The organism is Allobosea sp. GW821-FHT03A12, assembly GCF_058986765.1.
In genome coordinates this window covers 331,273-356,637 of sequence record NZ_JBYSVZ010000006.1, presented here as the reverse complement: position 1 = coordinate 356,637, position 25,365 = coordinate 331,273, and the positions used below count along the sequence as shown (strand labels likewise).

General features: G+C 68.5%; 22 protein-coding genes. 11 read left to right on the top strand and 11 right to left on the bottom strand.

What is annotated here, in order from left to right; all coding sequences use genetic code 11:
• Window positions 1–189 precede the first annotated feature (189 nt).
• Window positions 190–990 (bottom strand): class I SAM-dependent methyltransferase, encoded by an 801-nt coding sequence (locus AC3WLC_RS24000; RefSeq protein WP_493686425.1) that lies wholly within the window; start codon window positions 988–990, stop codon window positions 190–192.
• 137 nt (window positions 991–1,127) lie between these two features.
• Complete coding sequence (locus AC3WLC_RS23995; RefSeq protein ID WP_493686424.1) at window positions 1,128–1,889, bottom strand: Crp/Fnr family transcriptional regulator; 762 nt, start codon at window positions 1,887–1,889, stop codon at window positions 1,128–1,130.
• A 121-nt stretch (window positions 1,890–2,010) separates the two neighbouring features.
• Here AC3WLC_RS23995 and AC3WLC_RS23990 point away from each other — a divergent pair, with 121 nt between their 5' ends.
• The 3 genes from AC3WLC_RS23990 (at window position 2,011) to AC3WLC_RS23980 (ending at window position 5,260) form a co-directional block, all read left to right on the top strand.
• Window positions 2,011–3,822, top strand: coding sequence for an ABC transporter ATP-binding protein/permease (locus AC3WLC_RS23990; RefSeq protein ID WP_493686423.1), 1,812 nt, complete (start codon window positions 2,011–2,013; stop codon window positions 3,820–3,822).
• A gap of 112 nt (window positions 3,823–3,934) precedes the next feature.
• On the top strand, window positions 3,935–4,210 hold the full coding sequence (locus tag AC3WLC_RS23985) for a hypothetical protein (protein ID WP_493686422.1): 276 nt from the start codon (window positions 3,935–3,937) through the stop codon (window positions 4,208–4,210).
• Between the two features lie 177 nt (window positions 4,211–4,387).
• Window positions 4,388–5,260 (top strand): transglutaminase family protein, encoded by an 873-nt coding sequence (locus tag AC3WLC_RS23980; protein ID WP_493686421.1) that lies wholly within the window; start codon window positions 4,388–4,390, stop codon window positions 5,258–5,260.
• Here the strand turns inward: AC3WLC_RS23980 and AC3WLC_RS23975 are convergent.
• The 3 genes from AC3WLC_RS23975 to AC3WLC_RS23965 are packed head-to-tail and all read right to left on the bottom strand — an operon-like array spanning window position 5,185 to window position 7,677.
• On the bottom strand, window positions 5,185–6,915 hold the full coding sequence (locus tag AC3WLC_RS23975) for a sensor histidine kinase (RefSeq protein ID WP_493686420.1): 1,731 nt from the start codon (window positions 6,913–6,915) through the stop codon (window positions 5,185–5,187). The genes AC3WLC_RS23980 and AC3WLC_RS23975 overlap by 76 nt on opposite strands.
• Window positions 6,915–7,475 (bottom strand): sigma-70 family RNA polymerase sigma factor, encoded by a 561-nt coding sequence (locus AC3WLC_RS23970; RefSeq protein ID WP_493686419.1) that lies wholly within the window; start codon window positions 7,473–7,475, stop codon window positions 6,915–6,917. The genes AC3WLC_RS23975 and AC3WLC_RS23970 overlap by 1 nt, the downstream gene beginning before the upstream one ends.
• On the bottom strand, window positions 7,462–7,677 hold the full coding sequence (locus AC3WLC_RS23965) for a NepR family anti-sigma factor (RefSeq protein ID WP_493686418.1): 216 nt from the start codon (window positions 7,675–7,677) through the stop codon (window positions 7,462–7,464). The genes AC3WLC_RS23970 and AC3WLC_RS23965 overlap by 14 nt, the downstream gene beginning before the upstream one ends.
• Window positions 7,678–8,017: 340 nt before the next feature.
• On the opposite strand from AC3WLC_RS23965, the gene AC3WLC_RS23960 reads away from it, so the two are divergent.
• Window positions 8,018–8,812, top strand: a complete 795-nt coding sequence (locus tag AC3WLC_RS23960) for a response regulator (RefSeq protein ID WP_493686417.1) — start codon at window positions 8,018–8,020, stop codon at window positions 8,810–8,812.
• Window positions 8,813–9,003: 191 nt separating this feature from the next.
• Window positions 9,004–9,753, top strand: a complete 750-nt coding sequence (locus tag AC3WLC_RS23955) for an extensin-like domain-containing protein (protein ID WP_493686416.1) — start codon at window positions 9,004–9,006, stop codon at window positions 9,751–9,753.
• Between the two features lie 13 nt (window positions 9,754–9,766).
• Here the strand turns inward: AC3WLC_RS23955 and AC3WLC_RS23950 are convergent, their stop codons facing one another.
• Window positions 9,767–9,997 (bottom strand): hypothetical protein, encoded by a 231-nt coding sequence (locus AC3WLC_RS23950; protein ID WP_493686415.1) that lies wholly within the window; start codon window positions 9,995–9,997, stop codon window positions 9,767–9,769.
• Window positions 9,998–10,174: 177 nt separating this feature from the next.
• Between AC3WLC_RS23950 and AC3WLC_RS23945 the strand changes: the two genes are divergently transcribed.
• The gene (locus AC3WLC_RS23945) at window positions 10,175–10,636 is read left to right on the top strand and encodes a DUF992 domain-containing protein (RefSeq protein WP_493686414.1); all 462 of its coding nucleotides are present in this window, start codon (window positions 10,175–10,177) and stop codon (window positions 10,634–10,636) included.
• A gap of 177 nt (window positions 10,637–10,813) precedes the next feature.
• Complete coding sequence (locus tag AC3WLC_RS23940; RefSeq protein ID WP_493686413.1) at window positions 10,814–11,173, top strand: response regulator; 360 nt, start codon at window positions 10,814–10,816, stop codon at window positions 11,171–11,173.
• Window positions 11,174–11,179: 6 nt separating this feature from the next.
• On the opposite strand, the gene AC3WLC_RS23935 is transcribed toward AC3WLC_RS23940, so the two are convergent.
• The 4 genes from AC3WLC_RS23935 to polA all read right to left on the bottom strand — a co-directional run bounded on the left by AC3WLC_RS23935 (window position 11,180) and on the right by polA (window position 16,586).
• Complete coding sequence (locus AC3WLC_RS23935; protein ID WP_493686412.1) at window positions 11,180–12,568, bottom strand: sensor histidine kinase; 1,389 nt, start codon at window positions 12,566–12,568, stop codon at window positions 11,180–11,182.
• 100 nt (window positions 12,569–12,668) lie between these two features.
• The gene (locus AC3WLC_RS23930; protein ID WP_493686411.1) at window positions 12,669–13,088 is read right to left on the bottom strand and encodes a hypothetical protein; all 420 of its coding nucleotides are present in this window, start codon (window positions 13,086–13,088) and stop codon (window positions 12,669–12,671) included.
• Window positions 13,089–13,090: 2 nt separating this feature from the next.
• Window positions 13,091–13,453 carry a glycine zipper domain-containing protein gene (locus AC3WLC_RS23925; RefSeq protein ID WP_493686410.1) on the bottom strand — a complete coding sequence of 121 codons (363 nt, stop codon included), beginning with the start codon at window positions 13,451–13,453 and terminating at the stop codon, window positions 13,091–13,093.
• Between the two features lie 97 nt (window positions 13,454–13,550).
• A complete protein-coding gene (gene polA / locus AC3WLC_RS23920) occupies window positions 13,551–16,586 on the bottom strand; it encodes a DNA polymerase I (RefSeq protein WP_493686409.1) in 3,036 nt (1,011 codons plus the stop codon).
• Window positions 16,587–16,667: 81 nt separating this feature from the next.
• Here polA and AC3WLC_RS23915 point away from each other — a divergent pair, with 81 nt between their 5' ends.
• The 4 genes from AC3WLC_RS23915 (at window position 16,668) to addA (ending at window position 24,943) form a co-directional block, all read left to right on the top strand.
• Complete coding sequence (locus AC3WLC_RS23915; protein WP_493686408.1) at window positions 16,668–17,333, top strand: nitroreductase family protein; 666 nt, start codon at window positions 16,668–16,670, stop codon at window positions 17,331–17,333.
• 291 nt (window positions 17,334–17,624) lie between these two features.
• Window positions 17,625–18,359 (top strand): nucleotidyltransferase family protein, encoded by a 735-nt coding sequence (locus AC3WLC_RS23910; protein ID WP_493686406.1) that lies wholly within the window; start codon window positions 17,625–17,627, stop codon window positions 18,357–18,359.
• A gap of 6 nt (window positions 18,360–18,365) precedes the next feature.
• Window positions 18,366–21,470, top strand: coding sequence for a double-strand break repair protein AddB (addB, locus tag AC3WLC_RS23905; protein WP_493686405.1), 3,105 nt, complete (start codon window positions 18,366–18,368; stop codon window positions 21,468–21,470).
• Entirely contained in the window at window positions 21,467–24,943 is a 3,477-nt protein-coding gene (gene addA / locus AC3WLC_RS23900) for a double-strand break repair helicase AddA (RefSeq protein WP_493686404.1), read from the top strand. Before addB ends, addA begins: the two co-directional genes overlap by 4 nt.
• Before the next feature lie 4 nt (window positions 24,944–24,947).
• Here the strand turns inward: addA and AC3WLC_RS23895 are convergent, their stop codons facing one another.
• Window positions 24,948–25,343: a RidA family protein gene (locus AC3WLC_RS23895; RefSeq protein WP_493686403.1), complete on the bottom strand. Its 396-nt coding sequence runs from the start codon at window positions 25,341–25,343 to the stop codon at window positions 24,948–24,950.
• Between the last annotated feature and the right edge of the window lie 22 nt (window positions 25,344–25,365).

Genomic DNA, 25,365 nt, shown 5'->3' with positions numbered 1-25,365 from the left:
GGTCACTCCGACGGACTAGAGCATTTTCGAGCGAAGTGGGCACCGGTTCGCGTGAAGAAAATGCCTCAAAACAAAACCTTCGAGCATTCCCGCGATTCGGAGAAGCGCGGGAATGCTCCAACCGAGCGAACGGCCCGGCCTTCTCATGCTGCGATGTCGGAGAGATGCGGGGCCGCCGTCAAGCCCGGGTCACGGCTTGGCGCGGCGATAGACCCAGACGCGCGCCGGCGGGATGTTGCGCAGCACCCAGTCGGAGACCTGTGCTTTAAGGTGGGAGCCCTTGCGCGGCACCGGCGAGATCACCGCATAGGTGAACTGGATGAAGGGCGCGCCGGCCTTCAGCACATTGGCGAAGGCGTCCTGCACCAAAGCGGTGCGTTCCGGCGGCGGCTTGTTGAACAGCGGCAGCGACGACACGACCGCGCTCGCCTTCTCGCTCAGGTGCCCGGAGAGCGTGGTCGAGAGCGCATAGGCGTCGCCCTCGATGACGGTGGCGCGCGGGAAGCGGCGGCGCAGCAATTCGCAGAATTCCGGGCTGTATTCGACCAGAATCAGCCGGGCTTCGTCGATGCCGCGCTCGATCAGCGCTTCGGTGACCGGGCCGGTGCCAGGGCCGATCTCGACTACCGGCCCCTCGGCCTGCGGATCGACATAGGACGCCATGCGCTTCGCCAGGAACGGGCTCGACGGCGCGACCGCGCCGGTACGCCCCGGCGAATCGATCCAGGATTTGAGGAAGCGGGCATCGTCGCCAAAGCGGGCCTTGGCTTCGTCGGCGGCCTTGCGCACATGCGATTTCAGCTTGCCGGCGGTGTTGCGGACCTCGTCCTCGACCTTGTAGCGCGCGGCGGCGACCCTGAGCCGCGCTTCGGCGACGCTGTCGGCGAAATCTGCCGCGGTCAGGCGCACCTCATGCTCCAGTCGGGCTGCGACGGACGAACGTCCGAAGCGGATGGCGCGCAGGCGCTGACCGGAAGCGGGATGGGCCATTCAGAACCTCGATGCGGCTAGGCAAAAGGCCCGCGCCGGAGCGACATGACGATGATGTGACGTTACGCCGCTGTCATATGGGGTCAAGAGCGGGCCGAATCCAGCGATTTCTTGGCCGGCCACCGCAACGAGCGCGATCAGATCAGCGGGCGTGGATGCAACTCGCTCTCGAACAGCAGCGCCATGCGCTCGGTCAGGCGTGGATTGTGGATGGTGAGGCGGCCGCGTTCCAGCGAGAACATCCCGGCTTTGCGCAGGCGCGCCCAGGTCTTGCTGGTGTGGACGAGCGAGAGGCCGAGCGCATCGGCCAGCTGCTGCTGCGTCAGCGGGAAGGCGAAACTGTTCTCCGCGACCAGGCCGAGCGCCTCGGCCCTGCGGTAGAGCGAAATCACCAGTGCCGCGATCCGCTCCTGCGCGTTGCGCTGGCCGACCGAGGTCAGGTTCTCGTCGATCAGGCTCTCCTCGCGCGAGCCGAGCCAGGCGAGCTCATAGGCCAGCGCCGGCATCCGCCCGAACATTTCATAGGTGCGCCGGCGCGGGAACACGCAGAGCTCGACCTCGGTCAGGGCCTCGATGCCGTGCTGGGCAGCGCTGAGCAGCGAGGCCTGCAGGCCGACGAGGTCGCCCGGCAGCAGGAAGTTGAGGATCTGCCGGCGCCCGTCCGGCAGTGATTTGTAGCGGAAGGCCCAGCCCGAGAAGAGCGTGTAGAGCTCGGCATCCTGCTGGCCGGGATGGATGATGTCGGCGCCGGCCGGCAACTGCCGGTGATCGAGCTTCATGTCCTGGATGAAGCGAATCTCTTCGTCGGACTTATCCTTGAAGGCCGGCTTCAGCCGCAACGGGCAGGCAAGGCAGGACGGGCTGCGATGATTTCGGTGATTGCTTGATGAAACGATCACGCCCGGCTCCTTCATCCGCCGGAACCCGCGGCGAACGCTTGCGTTTTCTGTGTGGCGCGAAAGCCTTGGCTTAGCAATCGCGCCCGTCCCGGCATAGCAGATCGGCTCAGGAGGCCGCCGCATGAAATCACATGCCTCCGGGCTGCGGCGTTCGCGCCTGCGCCAGTTCTTTCGTGTCGCCCTGGGCTTCTGGCGAGGCGAGAACAGGCTGCGGGCCTGGGTGCTCACCCTCGCGGTGCTGCTCTTCGTCGCGGCCCAGCTCGGCGCGGCGGTCGGCATCAACAGCTGGAACCGGTTGTTCTTCGATGCGCTGGAGAAACGCGATCTCGCCAATATCTGGACGGCTGTCGGCTGGCTGCCGCTGATCGTCGCGGCGTCCGCAGCATCGCTGTCCTGCCTGGTGATCAGCCGGATGCTGCTGCAGATGCGCTGGCGGGAATGGCTGACGCATCGCCTTGCCGGCTGGTGGATCGCCGACCAGCGCTATTACCGGATGCAGTTCGTCGTGCCCGACCAGAGCGCGCCGGAATACCGCATCGCCGAGGATGTCCGCCTGTCCATCGAGCCCCTGGTCGAATTCGCCATCGGCCTGCTCAGCGCTTTCGTGACTGCGGTGACCTTCGCCGCGATCCTCTGGCAGGTCGCAGGATCGGCGCATTTCACGCTCGGCGGGACGCAGATCGTCATCCCGAGCTATATGGCGGTCGCGGCGATCGTCTATGCCGTCGTCGCCTCGTTCGCCGCCTATTTCGCCGGCCGGCCTCTGGTGCCGCGCATCGCCGCCAAGAACGAGGCCGAGGCGCAGTTCCGGGCCGAGATGACGCGCTTGCGCGAGAACGCCGAGAGCATCGCGCTGATCAAGGGCGATGCCGACGAGCGCGACTCGGTCGGCGAGAATTATGGCCGCGTCGTTGCTGCATGGCTGAAGGTGATCCGGCAGCAGGGCGTCATCGCCATCGTGCTCAACACTAACGGCGCGCTGTTCCCGATCGTGCCGCTGCTTCTGATCGCGCCGAAATATCTCTCAGGCGAGATCACGCTCGGCGCCGTCATGCAGGTCGTCGCCGCCTTCAGCGCGGTGCAGGCCGCCCTGATCTGGTTCGTCGACAATTTCGTCCGGCTGGCCGAGTGGTTCGCCTCGGTGAGGCGCGTCGACGAGCTGGCCGAAGCGCTGGAGGCGCTTGATGTCGGCACGATCATGGAAGGCGAGACCCAGATCGAGCTTGGGGAGAGCGAGGATGGCGGCATCCATATCGCCGATCTTTCGATCGCCCACAGCAACGGGCGGATCGTTATCGCTGACGCCTCGGTGGTGATCGCGGCCGGCGAGAAGGTGCTGATCGCCGGCGAGAGCGGTTCGGGCAAGAGCACCCTGATCCGGGCGATCGCGGGCCTTTGGCCCTGGGGGTCGGGCTCGATCAAGCTGCCGCCGGGCAAGCGCATCGCCTTCGTGCCGCAGAAGCCCTATCTGCCGATCGGGACGCTGCGCGACGTGCTGCTCTACCCGGAAGCCGAGAGCCGCGTCGATGACGATGCGGTCCGGGACGCATTGAAGCGCTGCGGGCTCGCCTCGCTCGGCCAACGGCTCGACGAGGAGGAGCGATGGGACCAGACCCTGTCCGGCGGCGAGCGCCAGCGTGTCGCCTTTGCGCGGCTGCTGATCCAGAAGCCCGACATCATCATAATGGACGAGGCGACCTCGGCGCTCGACGAAGCCAGCCAGGACTCGCTGCTCGGGCTGATTGAGAGCGAGCTCTCCTATGCGACGATCATCAGCGTCGGACATCGGCCCGGGCTCGAGGACTTCCACGAGCGCAAGATCACCTTCGAGAAACGCGAGGCCGGCGCACATCTGACCTCGAAGCGCCTGAGCAGGTCGCTCTGGCGCCTGTTCCGCCGGCGCGAGGCAGCCAACGACCAGCCGGCGAGCTGAAAAAGAATCGGGATCGCCGCGAAATCAGGGCAAAGCGGAACAATTCCCTGCCAGACGGGTTGAGAAGCCGTTCCGCCTTTCAAGAGCGACCACACGAACCGGGAGAGCGAAGATGACTACCGCCAGCCTTGCCCCCTTCAAGCGCGCTGCCACCTTCTTCGGCGGCATGGCGCTGGTCGTGACCGCCCTGACCATGGGCGCTTCGTACCAGAACGGCTTCGGCCAGAGCTCGGAAGCGGTGGCCCAGGCCAAGCTCCAGCGCGGCGCCCCCGCCGACGTCCAGTTCGCTGCGGTCAACCCCGCCGAGATGCGCCGTGATTTCGCCCATCGCGTCGTTCCGACTTCGCAGCGCGAGGCCAGCCTGAAGGGCAACACCGTCCTGCGCTGAGCTTTGCTCCTCACCTTATCGCATTGTCTTCCCGCGAACTGGTCCGGCTTCGCTCGACAATGCTTTCGGCGGAACCGATCCGCCGCTCGCGCGTAATTCATCAGCCTGATCAGCAAAGCCGCCGCGAGGCGGCTTTTTGCCGTGATGGCGAGCTATGATGGACAGGCTGGAGATCAGATGCATCTGCGTATTCGCCACGCGACGACCTATCGCTATGCCGAGCCGGTCGTCTTCGGCCCGCACCGGCTGATGCTGCGTCCACGCGATTCCTTCGATCTGCGCGTCATCGATACCGCGATCGCGATCTCGCCGCCGGCCGGGCTGCGCTGGATGCACGATGCCTACGGCAACCCCGTCGCCATGGCGACCTTTTCAGGCACGTCGGACACGCTCGAGATCGTCAGCGAGCTCGTCATCCAGCGCTTCGGCTCGGCACTGCCGCGCTCCAGGGTCGAGCCCGACATCGAGAGCTTCGAGATCAGCTACACCCCGGCCGAGCGTGCCGTGCTGCAGCCCTATCTCGATCTCGCCACCGCCGATCCCGATGGCGCGCTCGACACTTGGCTGCAGGCGTTTCGTGCCAGGCTCAATGGCGGTCATCTGCTGCGCGCCTTGGCGCATGAGATCTATGCCAGCCTGCACTATGCCGTGCGTTTCGACGAAGGCACCCAGCATCCGCTCGACACGCTGAGGATGGGGGCGGGCTCCTGTCGCGACTATGCCTGGCTCTTCATCGAACTGGCGCGCCGGCTCGGCTTCGCCGCCCGTTTCGTCACCGGCTACATCCATGAGCGCTCGCCAGGGAGCGCAGGGATGACCTCGGTGGCCGGGCTGACCCATGCCTGGGCCGATGTCTTCATCCCCAATGACGGCTGGGTCGAGTTCGACCCAACCAACGACCTCGTCGCCGACCGGCAATTGCTGCGGGTCGCGGTGGCGCGGGTGCCGGAGGACGCTTCGCCGGTGGCTGGCAGCTATGTCGGGCCGGCCGGCGCCTTCCTCGGGCTCAGCGTCGGCGTCGCGATCACGCCGGCGGATGGGCCGGGCTGAACCGCGTCGTTCCGGCGCGCAGTGCCGTGGCTCAGGCGCCAGACGCCGAGGCTGCGGCCTTGCGGCGGGCTGATCTCGATTGCCTCGATCTGCATCAGCAGACCAGCGAACAGGCGCGGCGGCGCGACCTGGGCGGTGTCGCGGTCGGTGCTGATGGCGACGTCGATGACGCCGTCGCCGGCCGCGGTCACGGCGAGTTCGAGGCCGATGCCCGGAGCAGCGCGCAGCGCCCGGCTGGCGACATCGACGATCAGGAAGCCGAGCGGGATGATCCGGTCGATCGGCAGGGCCGCCTGCGTCTCGATGCGGCTCTCCAGCCGCTGACCGCGGGCGACGATCAGGCTGGAGACCATCGCCACGACATCGTCGAGGAAGAGGTCGATCCGCACTGGCTGCATCTCGCCATCGGCGAGGGTGAAGCGATAGGCGGCCGAGAGCACATGGACGCGGCATTCCGCATCTGACAGCGCCATCCGCGCCTCGCCCTGATGGTTGCGCTTGGCGAGACCGATATAGCTCTGCACCACCTGCAGGCTGTTCTTGACCCGGTGGTGCAGCTCGCGGACCAGGAAGCGGTTGTCGTCGAGCGCCAGCCTGAGCTTGCTCTGGCGCACCTCCTGCTCGTCGACCATAGCATTGAAGGCCTCGGCGACGCTGCGGATATCGCGCGGCATCTCGTCCGAGAGCGGTACGCGGGCGCTGGCCGAGCTGGAGCGGGCCCGGGCCGTCGCCTCGATGCCGCGCAGCCAGCGCACGCAGTGCTGGTCGATCGCCTTCATGTAGACTAGGCCGAGCAGGAACAGCGTCAGCAGCGGCGCCAGCAGCAAGGTATAGAATTGCGTCTTCGCGGCCTGTTCGGCCGTGCCGTCGAAACTCACGATCACATAGAGGTCCGGCTCCGCCACCATGCGCGCGGCATAGGTCCGGCTCGGTCCGGCCCGGCTTGGCGCGGACCAGTGCGCGGTCGGATCGGGCACGGCCTCGGCCCTGGGAAGCCATGAGGCGTCTGCCTGAGCGCCGCCGCGCGCGACCACGACGTCGCCGCCGCGGCGCAGCAGCGCCGCCATCATGCCCTTGTCGCTGCTGCCGAGGTCGAAGGTGTCGTCGAGCGGGTCGGGCTTGGTGAGCAGGAGCGCGTCGCCCCCGTCGAACTCGCTGTAGATGGCGAGGAACGAGCGGCCCGCGATCGTCACCTGATCGTAGCGGGCCTTGGTGAACTCGGTGCCGCCCCACAGCTTGATGGGCGTGCGTACCGCGAGCTGGTTGGCCACGGCTGTGAGTTCGCTGGGCGGGATGCTGCCGTCGAGCCCGCCGATGCAGTCCGGCCGGCCGGACACCCGCAGCAGCAAGGCCTCATAGCCCGAGACCGCGGCGAGCGCCTTCTCGGCGATGCGGTCGCAGGTGTCGGCGGGTGGCGAGACCGCCCGGATCGTCGCGGCGCTGGCGACGAGCGAGCGCAGCGCGCCGCGATACCAGACGCGGGCGCGCACGGCGAAGTCGTCCGCCGCGCGCAGTTGCGAGGTCTCGATCGCCTCGAACACGGTCCGATAGGTCGCGACAGCCGCCGCTGCCGTCAGGCAGGCGATCGGCAGGACGATCGCGACCATCAGTGCCAGCAGGCGGCCGCGGACCGTCCTGAACAGCGAGAGCGCCATCAGCTGCTGACGGTTTCAGGCCCGGCGCGCTGGACGGCCGCAGTGATCCGGCGATCGGGGCCGAGATCGTCGACGCCGCCAATGGACAGGAGCTCCGCCAGTTTGGCACGAGCCCGGTTGACGCGGCTCTTGATCGTGCCGATCGCGACGCCGCAGATCTCGGCGGTCTCCTCATAGGACAGCCCGGTGGCGCCGACCATGATCAGCACCTCGCGCTGCTCCTCGGGCAGCTTTGCCAGCGCCTTGCGGAAATCGGCGAGATCGAGATGGCTTTCCTGGTTGCCATGGGTGGCGAGCCGGTCGGCATAGGTGCCTTCGCTGTCCTGCACCTCGCGCCCACGCTTGCGGTAGAGCGAGTAATAGGTGTTGCGCAGGATGGTGAAGAGCCAGGCCCGCAGGCTGGTGCCGGGCTGGAACTTCTCGGCATTGCCCCAGGCCTTGAGCAGCGTGTCCTGGACCAGGTCGTCGGCGAGCTGCATCGAGCCCGACAGCGACGCCGCGAAGGCGCGCAGGTTCGGAATCTCGGCGATCAGCCCGTCCTTGAAGTCAGCTGCGCTCATCTGAGCCACCCTCGGCCTTCAGGCGCCGTTCGGTGTCCTCGAGCTGGGCCAGCAGCACCAGAAACCGGTCCGGAACCGGCGCATTGATCAGGTCGTCATAATGCGCCTTGAGGGACCGGCCGATCGATTCCTGCACCCGCGGATCGAGGATCATCTCGTCGTCCGGCTCGGCTCGGGCCGCTTCGGGCGGATCGGCATTCATCAGATTCATGATCCCTCGCTCCATTGGCATGCCGACAGTGCCGCCGATCACACCCAACCACGCCACGCACGCTCGTTGACACGCTTGCGCGCGACTGCCCCGAAACGCACCTTCATTCGGCCCAATAACGAGGCCGAAAGCAAAAGGTTCCATTCCGAACGAAAAATAATTTTCTTGTCATAACAGGGACTTGAGTGCTCTTCTCCAGCAACTTTGGTTGGAGCCGGATCTCGCTGGATCGGAAGCCCGGTCGGTGAGCCCGCCTCTCAATTCTGGATGAGCCCGACCTGATCAGCTTGCATCGAAAGCCGATCGGGCCGGACTCGTGGGGGATAGCAAGATGTCGATCGCCACTGAAATCGCACCGCATTTGCCGTATCTGCGCCGCTTCGCCCGGGCGTTGAGCGGAACCCAGGCGAGCGGCGACGCCTATGTCGTTGCGACGCTGGAGGCGCTCATCGCCGACCCCGGCACCTTCCCGCGCGAGCTCGGCTCGCGGGTCGGCCTCTACCGCCTGTTCCTGCAGATGTGGTCGTCCGTTGGCCTCAACACCCAGGCCTCGGCACCGGAGGCCGAGCGCTCTGCCGCCGAGCGCAATCTCGATGCGCTGACGCCGCGTACGCGCCAGGCCTTTCTGCTGCGGACGGTCGAAGGTTTTCCGATCGAGGAGGTCGCGCAGGTCATGAACATCTCCAGCAGCGACGCAGCCGCTCTCGTCCAGACGGCCGGCCAGGAGATCGCCGAGCAGGTCGCCACCGACGTGCTGATCATCGAGGACGAGCCGATCATCGCCCTCGACATCGAGACCATGGTCGAGGAACTCGGCCATAGAGTGACCGGCGTTGCCAGGACGCATCGCGAGGCGATCGCGCTCGCCGCCAAGAAGCGCCCCGGCCTGGTGCTGGCCGACATCCAGCTGGCCGACGGCAGCTCCGGCCTCGAGGCGGTCAACGAGATCCTCAGTGCGATCGAGGTGCCGGTGATCTTCATCACCGCCTATCCGGAGCGTCTGCTCACCGGCGACCGTCCGGAGCCGGCCTTCCTGATCACCAAGCCGTTCCAGCCGGAAGCGGTGAAGGCCGCGATCAGTCAGGCGCTGTTCTTCGACCGTCGCGCCGGCCGCAAGGCTGCCTGACGCACGGATCGAGGTGACCGGGAACAAATCGGCGATCCCTCGCGTTGCCCCGACCCGGGCGATGCGAAGGAGATCGGTCATGTCCATGGCTCTGTTGGCGGCGCTGATCGTCGCGGCCTCGCTCACGGTCCTGTTCACGGCTGTCGGCTGAGCGCATGCGTCGACGCCGGCTCATAGGGTGGGGTTGCTGGGTGGTCGTCATCGCCGCCGCCGGAGTGGCTGGGACCGAGCACGCTCGCAGCCGTGAAACGCAGCCGATGAGCACGCCGCAGCCTCCGCCGCGCCCCACGTCCTTGCCGAAGCCCGTTTCGGCTCCCCCGGCCATGGCGCCGGCGGACAAGCCCATCGTCGCGACGCAGGACAGCGCCTGCATGCGGATGCTCGCAGGTGTGGTGGGGAACAGGATTCGCCCGGCCGCATCGGCCGCGAAGCCGGAAACGGAGGGCTGCCGCGTGGACGATCCGGTCGTGGTCGAGGCGCTGGCAGTCCGGACGGCCGATGGCCCCGGCCAGGTGAGTCTGCTGCCGCCTCCGACAGTGAGCTGCGAGTTGGCGCGCGCGGTCTCGCTCTGGCTCGACACCAGCCTGCAGCCTCTGGCGCGGGGAGCGTTCGGACGGGAATTGACGGCGCTACGTGTCGGCGGCGGGCATGAGTGCCGGCGGCGCAATCGTCAGACGCAAGGGCAGCTCAGCGAGCATGCCACGGGAAAAGCCCTCGACATCTTCGCTTTTCAGCTCGGTGAGGAGAAGCAGGGCGGGGTGGCTGTATTGGTCGAACGGCCGAAGGGCCTGGAGCAGACCCGCTTCCTGGATGGCGTGCGCCAATCGGCCTGCGGCGCCTTCATGACCGTCCTCGGCCCGGGCTCGGATGCGGCCCACGCCAACCATCTCCATGTCGATATTCAGCAACGCAGGGCGGCGTCGAGCCGCTTCTGCCAATGAGCCCGGCGAAGTCCTATGACGCGATCGTGAAGACGCCGTCCGGCGTGTCGGACTGTGCCGTGGCCGGTGGCGGGCGTCTCCCGCTCGACCAGCTCTCGCGCCGGCGGGCCAGCTCGGCCAGCGCCGAATCATGGTCGAAACCCTCGCGCAGAAGTTGTTCGAGCTCCCAGAATGGCGGAAGATCGCGCGCCAGCTTGGGAGTGGGGAAGATCTGCACCGGGTCGGTCCGTCCTTGCTTTTCCATTTGCGCGTCCACTGGTCAGTTCCCGTCAACGCAAGCACCGGATTGAGGTTCCGGATTATTTGGGAACTATGGAGTGATTGCGGCGCTTTGGTGCGGTTTCGAGGCGCGGTGGGCGATTCGGCGGAGCCGGCTGCAAGTCGGCGCGGTGCATTCGGAGTAGGGCGCAGGAGAAGGTGAATGAGACGTCTGATCGCAATGCTCGCTTTGGCCGCCGGCGCCAGCCTGTCCGCCGCCCCAGCCCTGGCGCAGAGCGGCGCGCCGGCCGGGCGGCTGACCTGCACGATCGGCGCCGGCCTCGCCCAGGCCGTCGCCACGCAGAAGCCGCTCGAATGCCGTTTCCGGCCGCGGCGTGGGCCGCTGCAGACCTATACCGGGGTGATTCGCGGCTTCGCGCTCGACGCCAAGACGGTCGGGCGCAGCCTGCTCGCCTGGCGGGTCTACGGCCCTTACGCACGCGCGCCCCTCGGCGTCCTCTACGGCCCCTATGCCCGCAAGCCGGGCGAGGTCGCGCTGACCGGCAGCCATGACGGCGATGTCCGGCTGGTGCCGCGGGCCCTGCCCATCCAGCGCGGCGCCAATGTCGCCCTCGGCGTCACCGCATTCGAGCTCAGCCTCGTCCGCTCGCCGCGCCGGCGCTGAGAGGCGATACTTACGCTTTCCTAACCATATCCAGCCAATTTGAGTTGAATTTGAAGGGTTCGAGGCGGACAATCCGGCTCAGAACGGAACAAGGCCGACCAAGCAGGCGTTCATGAAGCTCACAAGCAGGAAGCAGCTTGGGGTTTAGTCGTGAAGTTGGAAGGTGATCTGGGTCTCATGGCCGGTATTCGGGTCCTCATCGTCGAGGACGATCCCTTTATCGCGATGGATATCGAGAGCGCCGTGAGCGAAGAGCTCGGTGGCGATGCCGAGTTGATCGTGGTCGAATCGGTATCGCAGGCGCGCCGCGCTGCGGATCAGCCGCTCGATTGCGCTTTGCTCGATATCGACGTCGTCGGTGGCAAGACCTTCGCCATAGCCGCCAGCCTGCGCGCCAGGGGCACGCCGCTGGCGTTCGTCTCCGGCTCCGCCCCGAGCGAGGTTCCGCCCGAGTTGCGCGACGTGCGCTTCGTGCGCAAGCCCTTCTCGGCCGACGAGCTCGGCCGCTTCGTCTCCAAGGCCGTGAACAAGGGCTGAGGGTCGCTATTCGCCAGTGTTGTCCTCGGCCGGCTGCTCCCGCTTCGGGAAGGTGACGGCGACGCGGGTGCCGGGGCGCGCGGCGCCGGGCGACAGCGGCGCGATTTCCATCTCGGCCCGCATGCTGCGCAGCAGGGCGTTGATCACCGACTTGCCGAGCCCGGCAGTCTGCTGATCCTCCGGCATCCCGACGCCGTCATCCTCCACGCAGAGCACCAGGTCTTCCTCGGGCGTGCGCGCCAGCCGGATCGTGATCTTGCCGGCCGCGCCGTCAGGAAAGGCGTGCTTGATCGCGTTGGTCACCAGCTCGTTGATCACGACGACGAAGGAGACGGCGTCGCGGCCGGGCAGGCGGATCGCGTCCATCGCCAGCCCGATCTCGATCGGCTTGCCTTCCGCCGCCTTGCCGATCTCGGCCAGCAGGTCCTCCAGATAGGGCCGGGCCTCGATCTCGTCGGCCTCGATGTCGAGCCGCAGGCGGCGCTGGCCGGCGGCGATCGCCTGGATGCGCGATTGCGCCTGGGCCAGCGCCTGCTTGACGGCCGGCTCGCGCGTCTGCCGGCTCTGGACGTTGAGCAGCGCCGAGACCATCGCCAGATTGTTGCCGACGCGATGGTTGACGTCGCGCAGCAGCGCCTCGATGCGCAGCCGCTCGTTCTCGAGCTGGCGCGTGCGCTCGCCGACCTTGCGTTCCAGCTCGGCATTCGAACTCGACAGCGTGACGGCGCGTCGATGCCGCACCCGCAATTGCAGCCAGGCGGCGAAGCACAGGCCCGCGAGCGCGACCAGGATGCCGGCGCTGGCCAGGACACGGCGACGGGCCTCGCGGCGCGTGCTGGCGGTAAGGCGGTGATTCTCCTCAAGCTGGATCTCGCCGACGATGTCGCGCAGCTCCTGGGTGAGGCGATTGCCGGTGCCGCGGCTCACCAGGGCGGTGGCTTCGCTGCGCTTGCCGGTGCGCATCAGCCCGACGGTCTCGGTCATCTCGGCGAGCTTGCGGGTGGTGACGGCGCGGGCACGCTTCACCCGTTCGGTCTGGGTCGAGCTGTAGGCGACGAGGCCTTCGATCTCATCCAGGCTCGGCAGCAGCTTGGTATGGCTGTCGTTATAGGGCTCGAGGTATTGCTCGTCGCCGGTGAGCAGGAATCCGCGCTGCCCCGTCTCGGTATCGAGGACGTTGCTGAGGAAGCGTTCGCTGCGTTCGCGAATGTCGATCGAACGCGAGACCAGCTTCGAGGCCTCGTCGGCCTGGACGTTGATCCAGCCGGCGATCAGGACGGCAGCAGCGACCACAAGGATCGCGATCGCAGCCGAGGATGCGGTGTAGCGGCGCGTACCGAGCAAGGGCAGTCCCGGCGAGAGCCAGCGTGGACGGAGCTTCAGCTGGGCATTCATCGCTGCCTTGAATAGACGCTGAAATCCGATCGCCCAAGGTAAAAAGACACATCGCCACGAGCCGGCTGCGGAAAGACTGCCGGTTCAGGGTGAATTCGCCCTAGCTTTCAGCGTCGTCGTCGCCTTGCGCGAATTGCCGTCCGAGGATGAGCCCGAGCAGCACGACGCCGCCGACCAATCCGGCACGCCAGCCCAGCTTGCGGTTGCCGACCAGCGAGGCCGCGATCGGCGCGGCGGCGACAGCAGCGGCTAGGCGCCGATCCGGCCGCGGCCGGCTCTTCACATAGAGCGCGATGCCGAGCATCAGCAGTGACGCGAGGAGCAATCCTCCGGCGATCGACAGGCTGGCAGTGATCGCCCCGTAATGCAGCGTCAGCACCGTATGCAGCGCATTGAGCGCATAGCCCACGGCGCCGGCCGCCAGCACGCCCGCCAGCAGATAGAGCACGATGACCGTGACGTTGCGGCGCACGACGCCGCCGACCTCGCGCGTGACCAGACCGGTCAGCCCCCCCAGCATGGTCAGCGCGCCGACAGGAAGCCGACGAACAGCCCGACCGCGGCCGCGAGGCCGAGCGCCCGCAAGGGCCGCTCGCGGATCTCGCGGATGATCAGCTCTTCCAGGTCGCTGGCCTGTTCGCGCGCGACCGCGGCCATCCGGTCGGTGTCGACGCCGACTGATTTCAGCTTCTCGCTGACGGTCGCGGCAAGGTCCTCGGCACCGCGCGCCAGGCTGGCCTCGATCTCGTCGGCCTCGTCCTGGACACGTCGTCCGGCGCGGCGGGCGCGCTCGGCCGTGTCCGCGGCGGCGTCAGCGACTTCGTCCTTGGCGCGTTTGACCGAGGCCGCGGCCTGTCGCTTTGCGGTGGAACTGGTTGCGGCCATCAAACGCCTCCTTATGTGCCGGCAGTGAACGATGCCATGCGGATCGCATGGCGCAAAGCTCAACGCCTCAGCAATCGGACGGTTCCCGGCCGTAAGGTTAGTGCGCCTCGTCCCAGTTGTCGGCGGCGCGCGCATCGACGACCAGCGGCACCTTGAGCGCGACTGCCGGCTGCGGCGCCTCGACCATGACCTTGCGGATCACCGGCAACGCCGCCTCGACCTGCGCTTCGGGCACTTCGAAGACGAGCTCGTCATGCACCTGCAGCAGCATGCGCGCATCGAGCTTGGCAGCGGCGAGCGCGTCCTCCATGCGGATCATCGCGCGGCGGATGATGTCGGAAGCCGAGCCCTGGATCGGCGCGTTGATCGCCTGACGCTCGACGAAGGCCCGTTCGGACGGATTCTTCGAGGCGACGGCCGGGAAATGGCAGACGCGGCCGAAGATGGTCTCGACCGCGCCCTTGGCGCGCACCGTGGTGCGGGCCTGGTCCATATAGTCGCGGATGCCGGGGAAGCGCTCGAAGTACTTGCGGATATAGGCGCTGGCCTCCTCGCGGGAGATGCCGAGCTGGTTGGCAAGGCCGAAGGCCGAGATGCCGTAGATGATGCCGAAATTGATCGCCTTGGCGCGCCGGCGCACCTCACTCGGCATGCCTTCGACCGGCACGCCGAACATCTCCGACGCCGTCATCGCATGGATGTCGACGCCATCGGCGAAAGCCTGCCTGAGCTGCGGGATATCGGCGATATGGGCGAGGATGCGCAGCTCGATCTGGCTGTAGTCGGCCGAGACCAGCTTGTGGCCCTTCTCGGCGACGAAGGCGGTGCGGATCTTGCGACCGGCCTCGGTGCGGATCGGGATGTTCTGCAGATTGGGCTCGGAGGAGGAGAGCCGGCCGGTGGTGGTCGCAGCCAAGGCGTAGGAGGTATGGACCCGGTGGGTCTGCGGGTTCACGTAAGTGGGCAGCGAGTCGGTATAGGTCGATTTCAGCTTGGCGAGTTGGCGCCAGTCGAGGATGCGGGCGGGCAATTCGTTGCCCTGCTCGGCGAGGTCCTCGAGCACGCCGGCGCCGGTCGCCCATTGCCCGGTCGCGGTCTTCTTGGCGCCGGGCAGGCCCATCTTGCCGAACAGGATGTCGCCGAGCTGCTTGGGGCTGCCGATCGTGAACTTCTCGCCAGCGAGCGTGTGGATCTCGTCCTCCAGACGCGCCAGCGACTGGGCGAACTCGCCCGAGAGACGTGACAGGATCTGCCGGTCGATCGCGATGCCGCGCCGCTCCATCCTGACCAGCACCGGCACGAGCGGGCGTTCCATCGTCTCGTAGACCGTGGTCTTGCGCTCGGGCAGCAGCCGCGGCTTCAGCGCCAGCCAGAGCCGAAGCGTGACGTCGGCATCCTCGGCGGCATAGGCCGTCGCCTTGTCGAGCGGCACCTTGTCGAAGGTGACCTGGCTCTTGCCGGTGCCGGCGACCTCCGAATAGGCGATCGGCTTGTGGCCGAGATGAACCTCCGAAAGCCGGTCCATGCCCTGCCCGCCATTGCCGGCATCGAGGGCGTAGGAGATCAGCATGGTGTCGTCGATCGGGCCGACCTCGACGCCATGCCGGTTGAACACGGCGATGTCGTATTTGAGGTTCTGGCCGATCTTGAGCACGCCGGGATCGGCGAGCAGCGGCTTCAGTTCGGCCAGCGCCTGGTCGAGCGGGATCTGGCCCTCGAGCAGGCCTGAATCGAACAGGCCGTCGCCGGCGCGGTGCTGCAGCGGGATGTAGCAGGCCTTGCCCGGCGCGACAGCGAGCGAGATGCCGATCAGGTCGGCCTGCATCACGTCGAGCGAGTTGGTCTCGGTGTCGAGCGCGACGAAGCCCGCCTCATAGGCCCAGCCGATCCAGCGCGAGAGATCGGCGATGGTGCGCACGCATTCGTAGGCGGCGTGGTCGATCTTGACCGCGATCGCCGCGTCCTTGCGCGCCGCGGCGAGATCGGCTGGCCGCAGCCAGCCATCGGCGGCGGGGGCGGGCTTGCCTTCGGCCGGTGCAGCAACGGTAGTCGATGCGCCATCCGTAGCGGCGGCTACTCCTACGGCAGGCAGATCCGTCTCGGCGTAGAGCGCCTTGAGTTCGGCGGCGCGGGCGCCGCCCGGCGCGAGATCGGGATCCGCGTCGATCGCGCCGACATCGGCCTCATAGGCCTCGGCGGCGCGCTTGGTGATGGTGGTGAACTCCATCGCCTTGAGGAAGGCGATGAGTTTTGCCGGATCGGGCTGGTTCAGGGTGAGTTCGCCGAGCGGTGTCTCGACCTTCACGTCGTCGACCAGGGTGACGAGCTTGTGCGAGATTCGGACCTTCTCGATCACCTCGGGATTGGTCAGCGTCTCCCGGCGCTTGGGCTGCTTGATCTCGCCGGCGCGGGCCAGCAGCGTTTCTAGGTCGCCGTATTCGCTGATCAGCTGCGCTGCCGTCTTGATGCCGATGCCGGGCGCGCCGGGGACATTATCGGTCGCATCGCCGGCAAGCGCCTGGACATCGGTGACCTTGTCCGGGGTGACGCCGAAATATTCGACGACCTCGGGCTCGCCGATGCGCCGTTCCGGCCGGAAGCCGGCGCCCTTCTTGGCGTCGCCGGAGGCCGGGTCGTACATGGCGACGCCCGGCCGCACGAGCTGCATCAGGTCCTTGTCGGCCGAGACGATCAGCACGTCGGCGCCGGCCTCGCGCGCCTGCTTGGCATAGGTCGCGATCAGGTCGTCGGCCTCGTAGACGTCCTGCTCGACCGGGATCAGCCCGAAGGCGCGCACCGCATCGCGCATCAGCGGGAATTGCGGGATCAAATCCGGCGGCGGGTCGGAGCGATTGCCCTTGTAGGCCGGGTAGATCTCCTTGCGGAAGGAGTTCTCGCTCTTGTCGAAGACGATGGCGAGATGGGTCGGCTTCACCCCGAGCACGCCCTCGCGCACGAACTGGAACAGCTTGGTCGCGAACAGGCGGACCGCGCCGGAAGGCAGCCCATCGGAGCGGGCATTGTATTTCCGGTCCTGGTTGATCGACTGGAAATAGGCACGGAAGATGAAGTTCGAGCCATCGACCAGGAAGAGGTGGTCGCCGGGCTTGAGCTGTGAGGCCGGGTTCGTCATGGGCGGGACCATAGGGCGGAGGACCGGGATGGTCTATTGTGCAAGCAGCAGTGCCCGCAAGAAGCTGTCAGGAGGAAATCGATGAACGCCTATGTCACCATGCCGCTCGCCTTCCAGGGGCTGCCCGAGGAGGAGATGAAGGCGCAGGCGCTCAAGTTCATGGAGACGATGCGCAGGCGCCGCACGGTGCGCGACTATTCCGACAGGAAGGTGCCGCGCGAGATCATCGAGGCCGCGGTCGCGACCGCCGGCACTGCGCCGTCGGGCGCCAATCAGCAGCCCTGGACCTTCGTCTGCATTTCCGATCCGGAGATCAAAAAGAAGATCCGCGAAGGCGCCGAGGAAGAGGAGCGCGCCTTCTATGCCGGCCGCGCCGGCGAGGAATGGCTCGATGCGCTCGAGCATCTCGGCACCGACGAGCATAAGCCTTTCCTCGATACCGCGCCCTGGCTGATCGCGATCTTCGCCCAGCGCTGGGGCCATGACGCCGAAGGCCGCAAGGTGAAGCACTATTACGTGCCGGAATCCGTTGGCATCGCCGCCGGCTTCCTGATCGCCTCGCTGCATCAGGCGGGCCTCGCCACGCTGACGCACACGCCGGCGCCGATGAACTTCCTCAACGAGCTCTGCGGCCGGCCGGACAACGAGAAGGCGCTTATCCTGCTGGTCGTCGGCTATCCCGCCGAGGGCTGCGTCGTGCCGGCGATCGGCAAGAAGCCGCTGGAGGAGATCGCCAGCTTCCTCTGAGCCTTTGGCGAAGGGCGCGACGCGAACCCCTCCCCCTTGTGGGGAGGGGCAGGGGTGGGGGTCGCAAAGTCGAAGCGATCGGCGAGCCCTGATTGCGCCATCGCTGCTGCCAGAGCCTATGTTCTGCCGCCGGTCACCATGCGGCACCACCCCCATCCCCGGCCCTTCCCCACAAGGGGGAAGGGAGAGAGAGCGTAGGCGATCAGCCTGTCGCCCTGCGGCCGCACTTGAGCAATCGCGCCGGCCATGGCTGATGTAACAGTCTTGGCCGGCGGGAGATTCGTTCACGTCATGCAGACCAGTTCGCCGCCGATCCGTCGGGCCATGGTGCTCGCCGCCGGGCTCGGCAAGCGCATGCGCCCGATCACCGACACCATGCCGAAGCCGCTGGTCGCGATCGCCGGCAAGACCATGCTCGACCATGCGCTCGATCGGCTGGCCGAGGCCGGGGTCGCGGACGCCGTGGTCAATGTCCATTACCTCGCCGAGCAGATCGAGGCGCGCGTCGCCGGCCGCAACGCTCCGCGGATCACGATCTCCGACGAGCGCGATGTCCTGCTCGAAACCGGCGGTGGCGTGAAGAGGGCGCTGCCGCTGCTCGGCGCCGAGCCCTTCTTCCACATCAACTCCGATTCGCTCTGGAGCGAACGGGGAGCGTCAAACATTTCCGCCATGGCCGCGGCCTGGGATGCCGGGCGCATGGACATGCTGCTCCTGCTCGCCGAGCGCGAGAGCAGCGTCGGCTTCGATGGCGCCGGCGACTTCTTTCGCGACGAGGCCGACCGACTGGCGCGGCGCGGGCAGGCTGCGAGCGCACCTTATGTCTATGCCGGCGTCGCGATCATCAAGCCGGAGCTGTTTGCGAATACGCCTGACGGGCCGTTCTCGCTGAACCTCCTGTTCGACCGTTGCATCGCCAAGGGGACTCTGTTCGGCCACCTGCTTGATGGCCGCTGGCTGCATGTCGGCACGCCCGAGGCGATTGCGCTGGCGGAGCAGGCCTACGCCGCCCATCAGAGCGGGTGAGCGGCGATGGCCGGGCTCAATCTGTTCAGCATCCCGGCCGGCGCGCCCTTCCTCTCCGTGCTGGCAGAACGGCTGATCGCAGGCCGCTTCGGCCGGGCCTTCGACCCCGGGGATCCCGCCGCGCTCTCGCGCACGACGCTCTACCTGCCGACGCAGCGCGCAGCGCGGGCCTTCGGCACGATCCTCTCGGAAAAACTCGGCGGCCGGCCATTGCTCTTGCCGCGCATCGTCCCGCTCGGCGATGTCGACGAGGCCGAGACGGCGCTGATCGCCGGCGCGGGCGATGCCCTGAGCCTGCAGCGCGTCGCGCCGATCGATGCGCTGCGCCGTCGCTTCATCCTGACGACGCTGATCTCGGCCTGGGGCCGCACCGCCAATCGCCAGCATCTCAAGCTCGATCCGGCCGAGCCCTCGCTGATGCCGGCAACCCTGGCCGAGGCCTGGGGGCTCGGCGGCGACCTCGCCCATCTGCTTGACCAGCTCCAGACCGAAGGCGTCTCGCCGGCGCGATTGAAGGGACTCGACGCCGCCCGCTTCGACGAGATCTGGCAGTTCAACGCCCGCTTCCTCGACATCATCGCCGAGGCCTGGCCGGCGATCCTGGAACAACGCAGCGAGTGCGACCCGGCCGAGTTCCGCAACCGCATGCTGGCGGCCGAGCGCGAGCGACTGCTCGCTGGCGATTTCCACGGGCCGGTGATCGCGGCGGGCTCGACCGGCACGGTACCGGCGACGGCGCGCTTGCTCGCCGCGCTCGCCCGCGCCCCGAATGGCGCCGTCGTGCTGCCCGATCTCGACGAGGCACTCTCCGAGCAGGGCTGGCGCGCCATCGTCCAGGAGCCGGCGCCCTCGCATCCGCAGGCGGCATTGCATCGCCTGCTCGACGAGATCGGCGCGAGCCGGGACGAGGTCGTCACGCTCGCCGACCCGTCGCCGAGGCTGGAAGCGCGCCGCGACCTGCTGCGCCGCGCCTTGCTGCCGGCCTCGATTACCGATGACTGGGCCGGTGCCGCGCCGCTTGCTGCCGGGACGCTCGACGGCCTGCGCATCGTCGAGGCGGCGGATGAACGCGAGGAGGCGCTGGTCGCGGCCCTCGCTCTGCGTGAGGCCCTGGAAGAGCCCGGCGCCCGTGCCGCGCTGATCACGCCCGATCGCGGCCTCGCCGAGCGCGTCGCGGTCGAGCTCCGGCGCTGGGGCATCCAGGCCGACGATTCGGCCGGAATGCCGCTCGGGCGCTGGCCGGCCGGTGCCCTGCTTCGCCTGGCGCTCGATGCGGTCGAGGCGGAGCTTTCCCCGGCGAGCCTCGTGGCGCTGCTGGCGCATCCGCACTGCCGGCTCGGCCTGCCCGAGCCGCGCCTGCGGCAGGGCGCAGCGGCGTTGGAGATCGGCTGCTGGCGCGGCGAGCCTGTCGGACCGGGTTTCCCCGGCCTGCGCCGCGCCTTCGAGGCGATGCCGGAGCTGCGCAAGGCGACCTATGCGCCGCGCCCGCGCCGCAAGCTCACCGACGAGGATGTCGGCGCGGCCGAAGAGGTGCTGGCGGCGCTGGAAGACGCGCTCGCTCCGCTCGTCGCGGCCTTGGCCGGTCCTGCCCCCGAACTGCGCGAGATCGCGGCGCAGGCTCGCCGCGCCGTCGAAAAGCTGAGCGGCGACGAGGCCGGCGCGGTCCTCGCCTGGCGCGGCCCGGATGGCGAGGCGCTCGCCGCGCTCTTCGACGATCTCGACGCTGCTTTGCCGGAGGCCCCCGGTGAGGGCCGTGCCCGCGACTGGATCGCGATCCTTGAAGGCCTGATCGGCGAACGTGTCGTGCAGCGCCGCGATCCCGGCCATCCCCGCGTCAAGATCTGGGGCCTGCTCGAAGCCCGCCTGCTCGAAGCCGAGCATATCGTGCTCGGCGGGCTGATCGAGAGCGTCTGGCCGCCGGCGACCGAGACCGATTCCTTCATCAACCGGCCGATGCGGGCCGAGCTCGGTCTCTCGCCGCCGGAACGGCGCATCGGCCAGACCGCGCATGACTTCGTCGCGGCGGCGCTCGCCGGCAAGGTGACGCTGACCCGCGCCCGCAAGGCCGGCGAGGCCGAGACGATCCCGTCTCGCTTCTGGCAACGCCTCAAGGCGGTGGCGCCGCCCGAGGCTTGGGCGGCGGCCGAGGCGCGCGGGCGCGAGCTGACCGCCTGGGCCGGGCTGCTCGGCAAACCAGCCGACCTCCTGCCGGTGCCGCGGCCAAAGCCCTATCCGGCGCCACATCTGCAGCCGAAGCGGCTCAGCGTCACCGAGGTCGAGACGCTCTATCGCGATCCCTATGCCGTCTATGCCCGCAAGATCCTCAGGCTCGACGCTTTGCCGGAGCTGGTCGAGGATCCCGGCGCGACCGATCGCGGCTCGCTGCTGCACGACATCGTCGGAACCTTCGCCGAAACCTACCCGGAGCAGGTTCCGGCCGGCGCCTATGGCAGCTTGATCGAGATCGGCGAGCGGCTCTTCCGCGCCTATGACGAGACGCCGGAGGTCCGCGCCTTCTGGTGGCCGCGCTTCCTGCTGATCGCGCAGAACTTCCTCGGATGGGAGGACAGGCGGCGGCCGGGGCTTGCCCGCGTCGCAGTCGAGCGCGACACGCAGGCCGAGTTCCCGTTGGTCGACGGTTCCTCGATCCTGCTGACCGGCCGGGCCGACCGCGTCGAGGTCACGCGCGAGGGCACGCTGCGCATCATCGACTTCAAGACCGGCGCGCCGCCGAGCGAGGAGCAGGTCCGGCTCGGCTTCGCCCCGCAATTGACGCTGGAGGCCGAGCTTGCCCAGCGCCACGGCTTCTCGCCGGACATCCTGCCCGGCCCGGTTGAGGCGCTGCTTTATCTGCGCCTCAACCACGATCCCAAGAGCTGGGAGAAGGACAAGAAGCTGTCGTTCAAGGACGAGGCGCAGGCCGACGTCACCGCCCGCCACCTTGCGCAATTGCTCGACCATCTCGCTGTTTTGCGCGCCGGCCGCGAGCCTTGGCTGTCGCGCCGCGCCCCGGCCTACATCAAATATGCCAGCCCCTATGACCAGCTCGCGCGGGTCAAGGAGTGGTCGGCCGCGCCTGATCTCGTTGGCGATGCCGGAGACGAGGCATGACGCCCGCCGGTTGGACCATTCCCGAGCAGACGCGGCGCAATCAGGCGCTGGCGGCCGAGCCCGATCTCAGCGCCTGGGTCTCCGCCAATGCCGGCTCGGGCAAGACCCATGTGCTGGTCAACCGCGTGCTGCGCCTGCTGCTCGACGGCGTCGCGCCCGGCCGGATGCTCTGCATCACCTATACCAAGGCCGCCGCCGCCAACATGTCGAACCGGGTGTTTCGGGCGCTCTCGGTCTGGGCAGTGGCTTCCGATTCGGTGCTGTGGGCAGCCTTGTCCGCGCTGACGGGCCAGCTGCCGGCTGCGAGCGACATCAGCCGGGCACGTCGCCTGTTCGCGCAGGCGCTGGAAACGCCGGGCGGCCTCAAGATCGAGACGATCCACGCCTTCTGCACCCGCGTGCTGCAGAGCGCCCCCTTCGAGGCCAATGTCCCGCCGCGCTTCGAGGTCGCCGACGATCTCGCCCAGGACGAATTGATGCGCGATGCGCGGCGCGACCTGCTCGCCGCTGCCGAGGCCGATCCGGATGGGCCGCAGGCGCGGGCGCTGCGCTTCATGGCCGAGCATGCGGCGCAGGACACCTTCGACCAGATCATGCGCGAGGCGCTGCATCAGCGCGCCGTGTTCAGCGATGCGGAAGGCCGGGCGCGCAAGCCGGAGGAGATCGTCGCGGGGCTCAGCGCCTTCCTCGGCATCGCGCCGGAACTGATGGCGGAGACGGTGCGCGAGCGCTTCCAGCGCGAGCTGGCAGGCGTGCCCGATCTCGAGCGGCTCGTCGCCGCCTTCGAGGCCGGCAGCGCGACGCGCGCCAAGGCGGCGGCTGCGATCCGGCTCGCGCTCTCGGATGCGCCAGGCATCGATCCGGTCGCCGCCTGCCGCGCCGGCCTGCTCACGGCCGAAGGCAATGTCGCCCAGCATGTCCGTGGCAAGGGCAACAGCGCTTTGCCGGCCGATCTCGACGCGGCGCTCGATGCCCTCGCCGCCTGCCTGACCGGAGCGATCGACCAGCTCAACGCCATCATCGTGCGCGAGCGCAGCGCCGCGCTCGCCGTGCTGGTGACGCATATCCTTGCCGCCTACCGCCGTTTGAAGGCGCAGCGCTCGCTGCTCGACTATGACGACCTGATCGCGAAGACGCGCTCGCTGCTCGACCGGGTCGATCCGGCCTGGGCGCTCTACAAGCTCGATGCCGGCATCGACCACATCCTGCTCGACGAAGCCCAGGACACCAGCGAGGCCCAATGGGCGATCCTGCGCCGCCTCGCCGAGGAGTTTTCGGCCGGCGAGGGCGCGCGCGAACTTGTGCGGCCGCGCACCGTCTTCGTCGTTGGCGACGAGAAGCAGTCGATCTACGGCTTCCAGGGCGCCGCGCCCGCCCATTTCAGCGAGGAGCGGCGGTTGCTCGGCCGGCGCCTGCAGGAGGCCGGGCAGCGCTTCGAGCCGATCAGCCTCACCACCTCCTTCCGCTCGGCGCCCGACATCATGCGTGCGGTCGATGCGGTGTTCGCGCCGCCGGAGCACTGGCGCGGCCTCGTCTTCGACGGCGGCGCTGGCCCTGAGCGGCACGATACGGTCAGGCGCGCTTCGATCGGCGCGGTCGATCTCTGGCCGGTCTCGGCCGATGACTCCAGCGAGAAGCCCGACGCCTGGACCACGCCGGTCGATGCGCCCGAGCGGCGCTCGGGCCTGGTCAAGCTCGCCGCCCGCATCGCCGATGTGCTGAAGCGCTGGAGCGAGGCCGGCCGCGACGATATCGGCCGGCCGTTCAAGCCGGGCGACGTGATGATCCTGCTGCGCCAGCGCGGCGCGCTGTTCGAGGCGATCGTCAAGGCGCTGAAGGATCGCGGCGTGCCGGTCGCCGGCCGCGACCGCCTCACGCTCGCCGACCATCCGGCGGTCGAGGATCTCGTCGCGCTCGGCCGCGCCATCCTGCTGCCGCAGGACGACCTCTCGCTGGCGATCACGCTGAAGACGCCGCTCTTCGGCCTCGACGATGACGATCTGATGCGCCTCGCGCCGGAGCGGAAGGGCTCGCTGCGCGACGCCTTCCGCCAGGCTGCGCAGACAGAGCCGCGCTATGCCGCGATCGAGGTGCGTTTGACCGAGCTCGCCGAGGAGGCCGGGCGCCATGGCCCGTTCCGCTTCTTCGCCGGCCTGCTCGGTCCGGGCGGCGGCCGCAATCTGGCGCTCGCCCGGCTCGGCCCGGAAGCGGGCGATGCGCTCGATGCCTTCTTGTCCGCCGCGCTCGACCATGAGCGGCGCTATGGCCCCTCGCTCGCCGGCTTCCTGCACCATATCGGCGCGGTGGCGACGCAGGTGAAGCGTGACCTCTCGGCCAGTGCCGGCGAGGTCCGGGTGATGACCGTCCACGGCTCGAAGGGGCTGGAGGCGCCGGTCGTCGTCCTCGCCGACCTCGGAATCGCGCCTGGCGAGCGCCGCCTGCCGAAGCTGATGGCGGTCGAGCCGCCGCGCGGCGCGCAGGTGCCGGTCTGGCCGAGCAAGCGCGCCGACGATCCCGCGGCGATGCGGCGCGCCAAGGACGCGATCGTCGCGCAGATGGTCGAGGAGCATCGCCGTCTGCTCTATGTCGCCCTGACGCGAGCCGAGGAGCGCTTGATCCTATGCGGCGTGCAGGCCAAGGGCGAGGCGCCCGAAGGCTCCTGGTACGCCATGACCGAACTCGGTCTTGCCAGCTCCGAGCCCCGGCTGCGCGATGTCCCGGCGCCGGATGGCGACGGCGAGGTCCGCCGCTTCACGGTCTCGCAGCCGGGAGAGGGGGCAGTCGAAGAAGGCGTTGCAGCACGGGTTGCGGCGCCGCCGCCGGATTGGCTGACGCGCGCAGCCCCTGCCGAGGCCGAGCCGGCGCCGCCCTTGCGGCCGTCGAGTGCGCTGTCTGCCGCCGATGCGCAGGAGCGCCCGCATGACGGGCCCTTCCTCGCCAATGCCGCCGCGGCCGGCCGGCTGGCGCATCTCCTGCTGCAGGTCCTGCCGGAGGTACTGCCCGAACGCCGTGCCAGCACGGCCCGCGCGCTCGCCGAGGCGCGTGGCGGTTCGCTCGCCGAGGAACGTCGCAGCAAGATCGTCGAGGATGCGCTCGCGCTGATCGCCGCGCCGGAATTCGGTGGGCTGTTCGGCCCGGGCAGCTTGGCAGAAGTGCCGCTCGCCGGCGAGATCGCCATGGGCGATGGCAGCAGGCGGCCGGTACAGGGCCGGATCGATAGGCTCGCGGTCGGCGACGACGAGGTGCTGATCGCGGATTTCAAGACGGCTGCCCGGGCGCCGCAGGATGCCGCCGCTCTGCCGGTCTCGACGCTGGCGCAGCTCGCGGTCTATCGCCGGCTGGTCGGCGAGATCTATCCGGGGCGGCGCGTCCGGGCGGTCGCGATCTACACGGCGAGCCTGAAGCCGCTGGAGCCATCAGCCGAGCTGCTCGATGCGGCCCTGGCGAAGATGGTGGCCCCTCCACGGCACTGACGGATCAGCCGATCGCGGCGACGCATTCGATCTCGATGTCGAAGGGCAATGGCCAGGGCCGGATCGCGGCGCTGGTCCGGGCCGGGAAGCCGTCAGTGAAATAGCTCCGGTAGACTGCATTGACCCCGCCCATCAGCGCGGGATCGGTGACGAAGATCGTCGCCTTGATCACGGCGTCGAGCGAGGAGCCGCCGTGGCGCAGGGTCACGGCGAGCGCCTCCATCGCGGCACGGGTCTGCGTCTCGATATCGCCGCTGACGATCTCGCCGGTGGTGACGTCGATTGGCGGCATGCCGCAGGTGAAGAGCAGGTCGCCGGCGCGCGCCAGCGCCGAGGTCGGCGCACCGAGCCGGCGGATCGCCTCGGAGATGACGGGGACTTCGATGATCTCGCGGCGCATGATGTGATCCACTTTCCCTTGG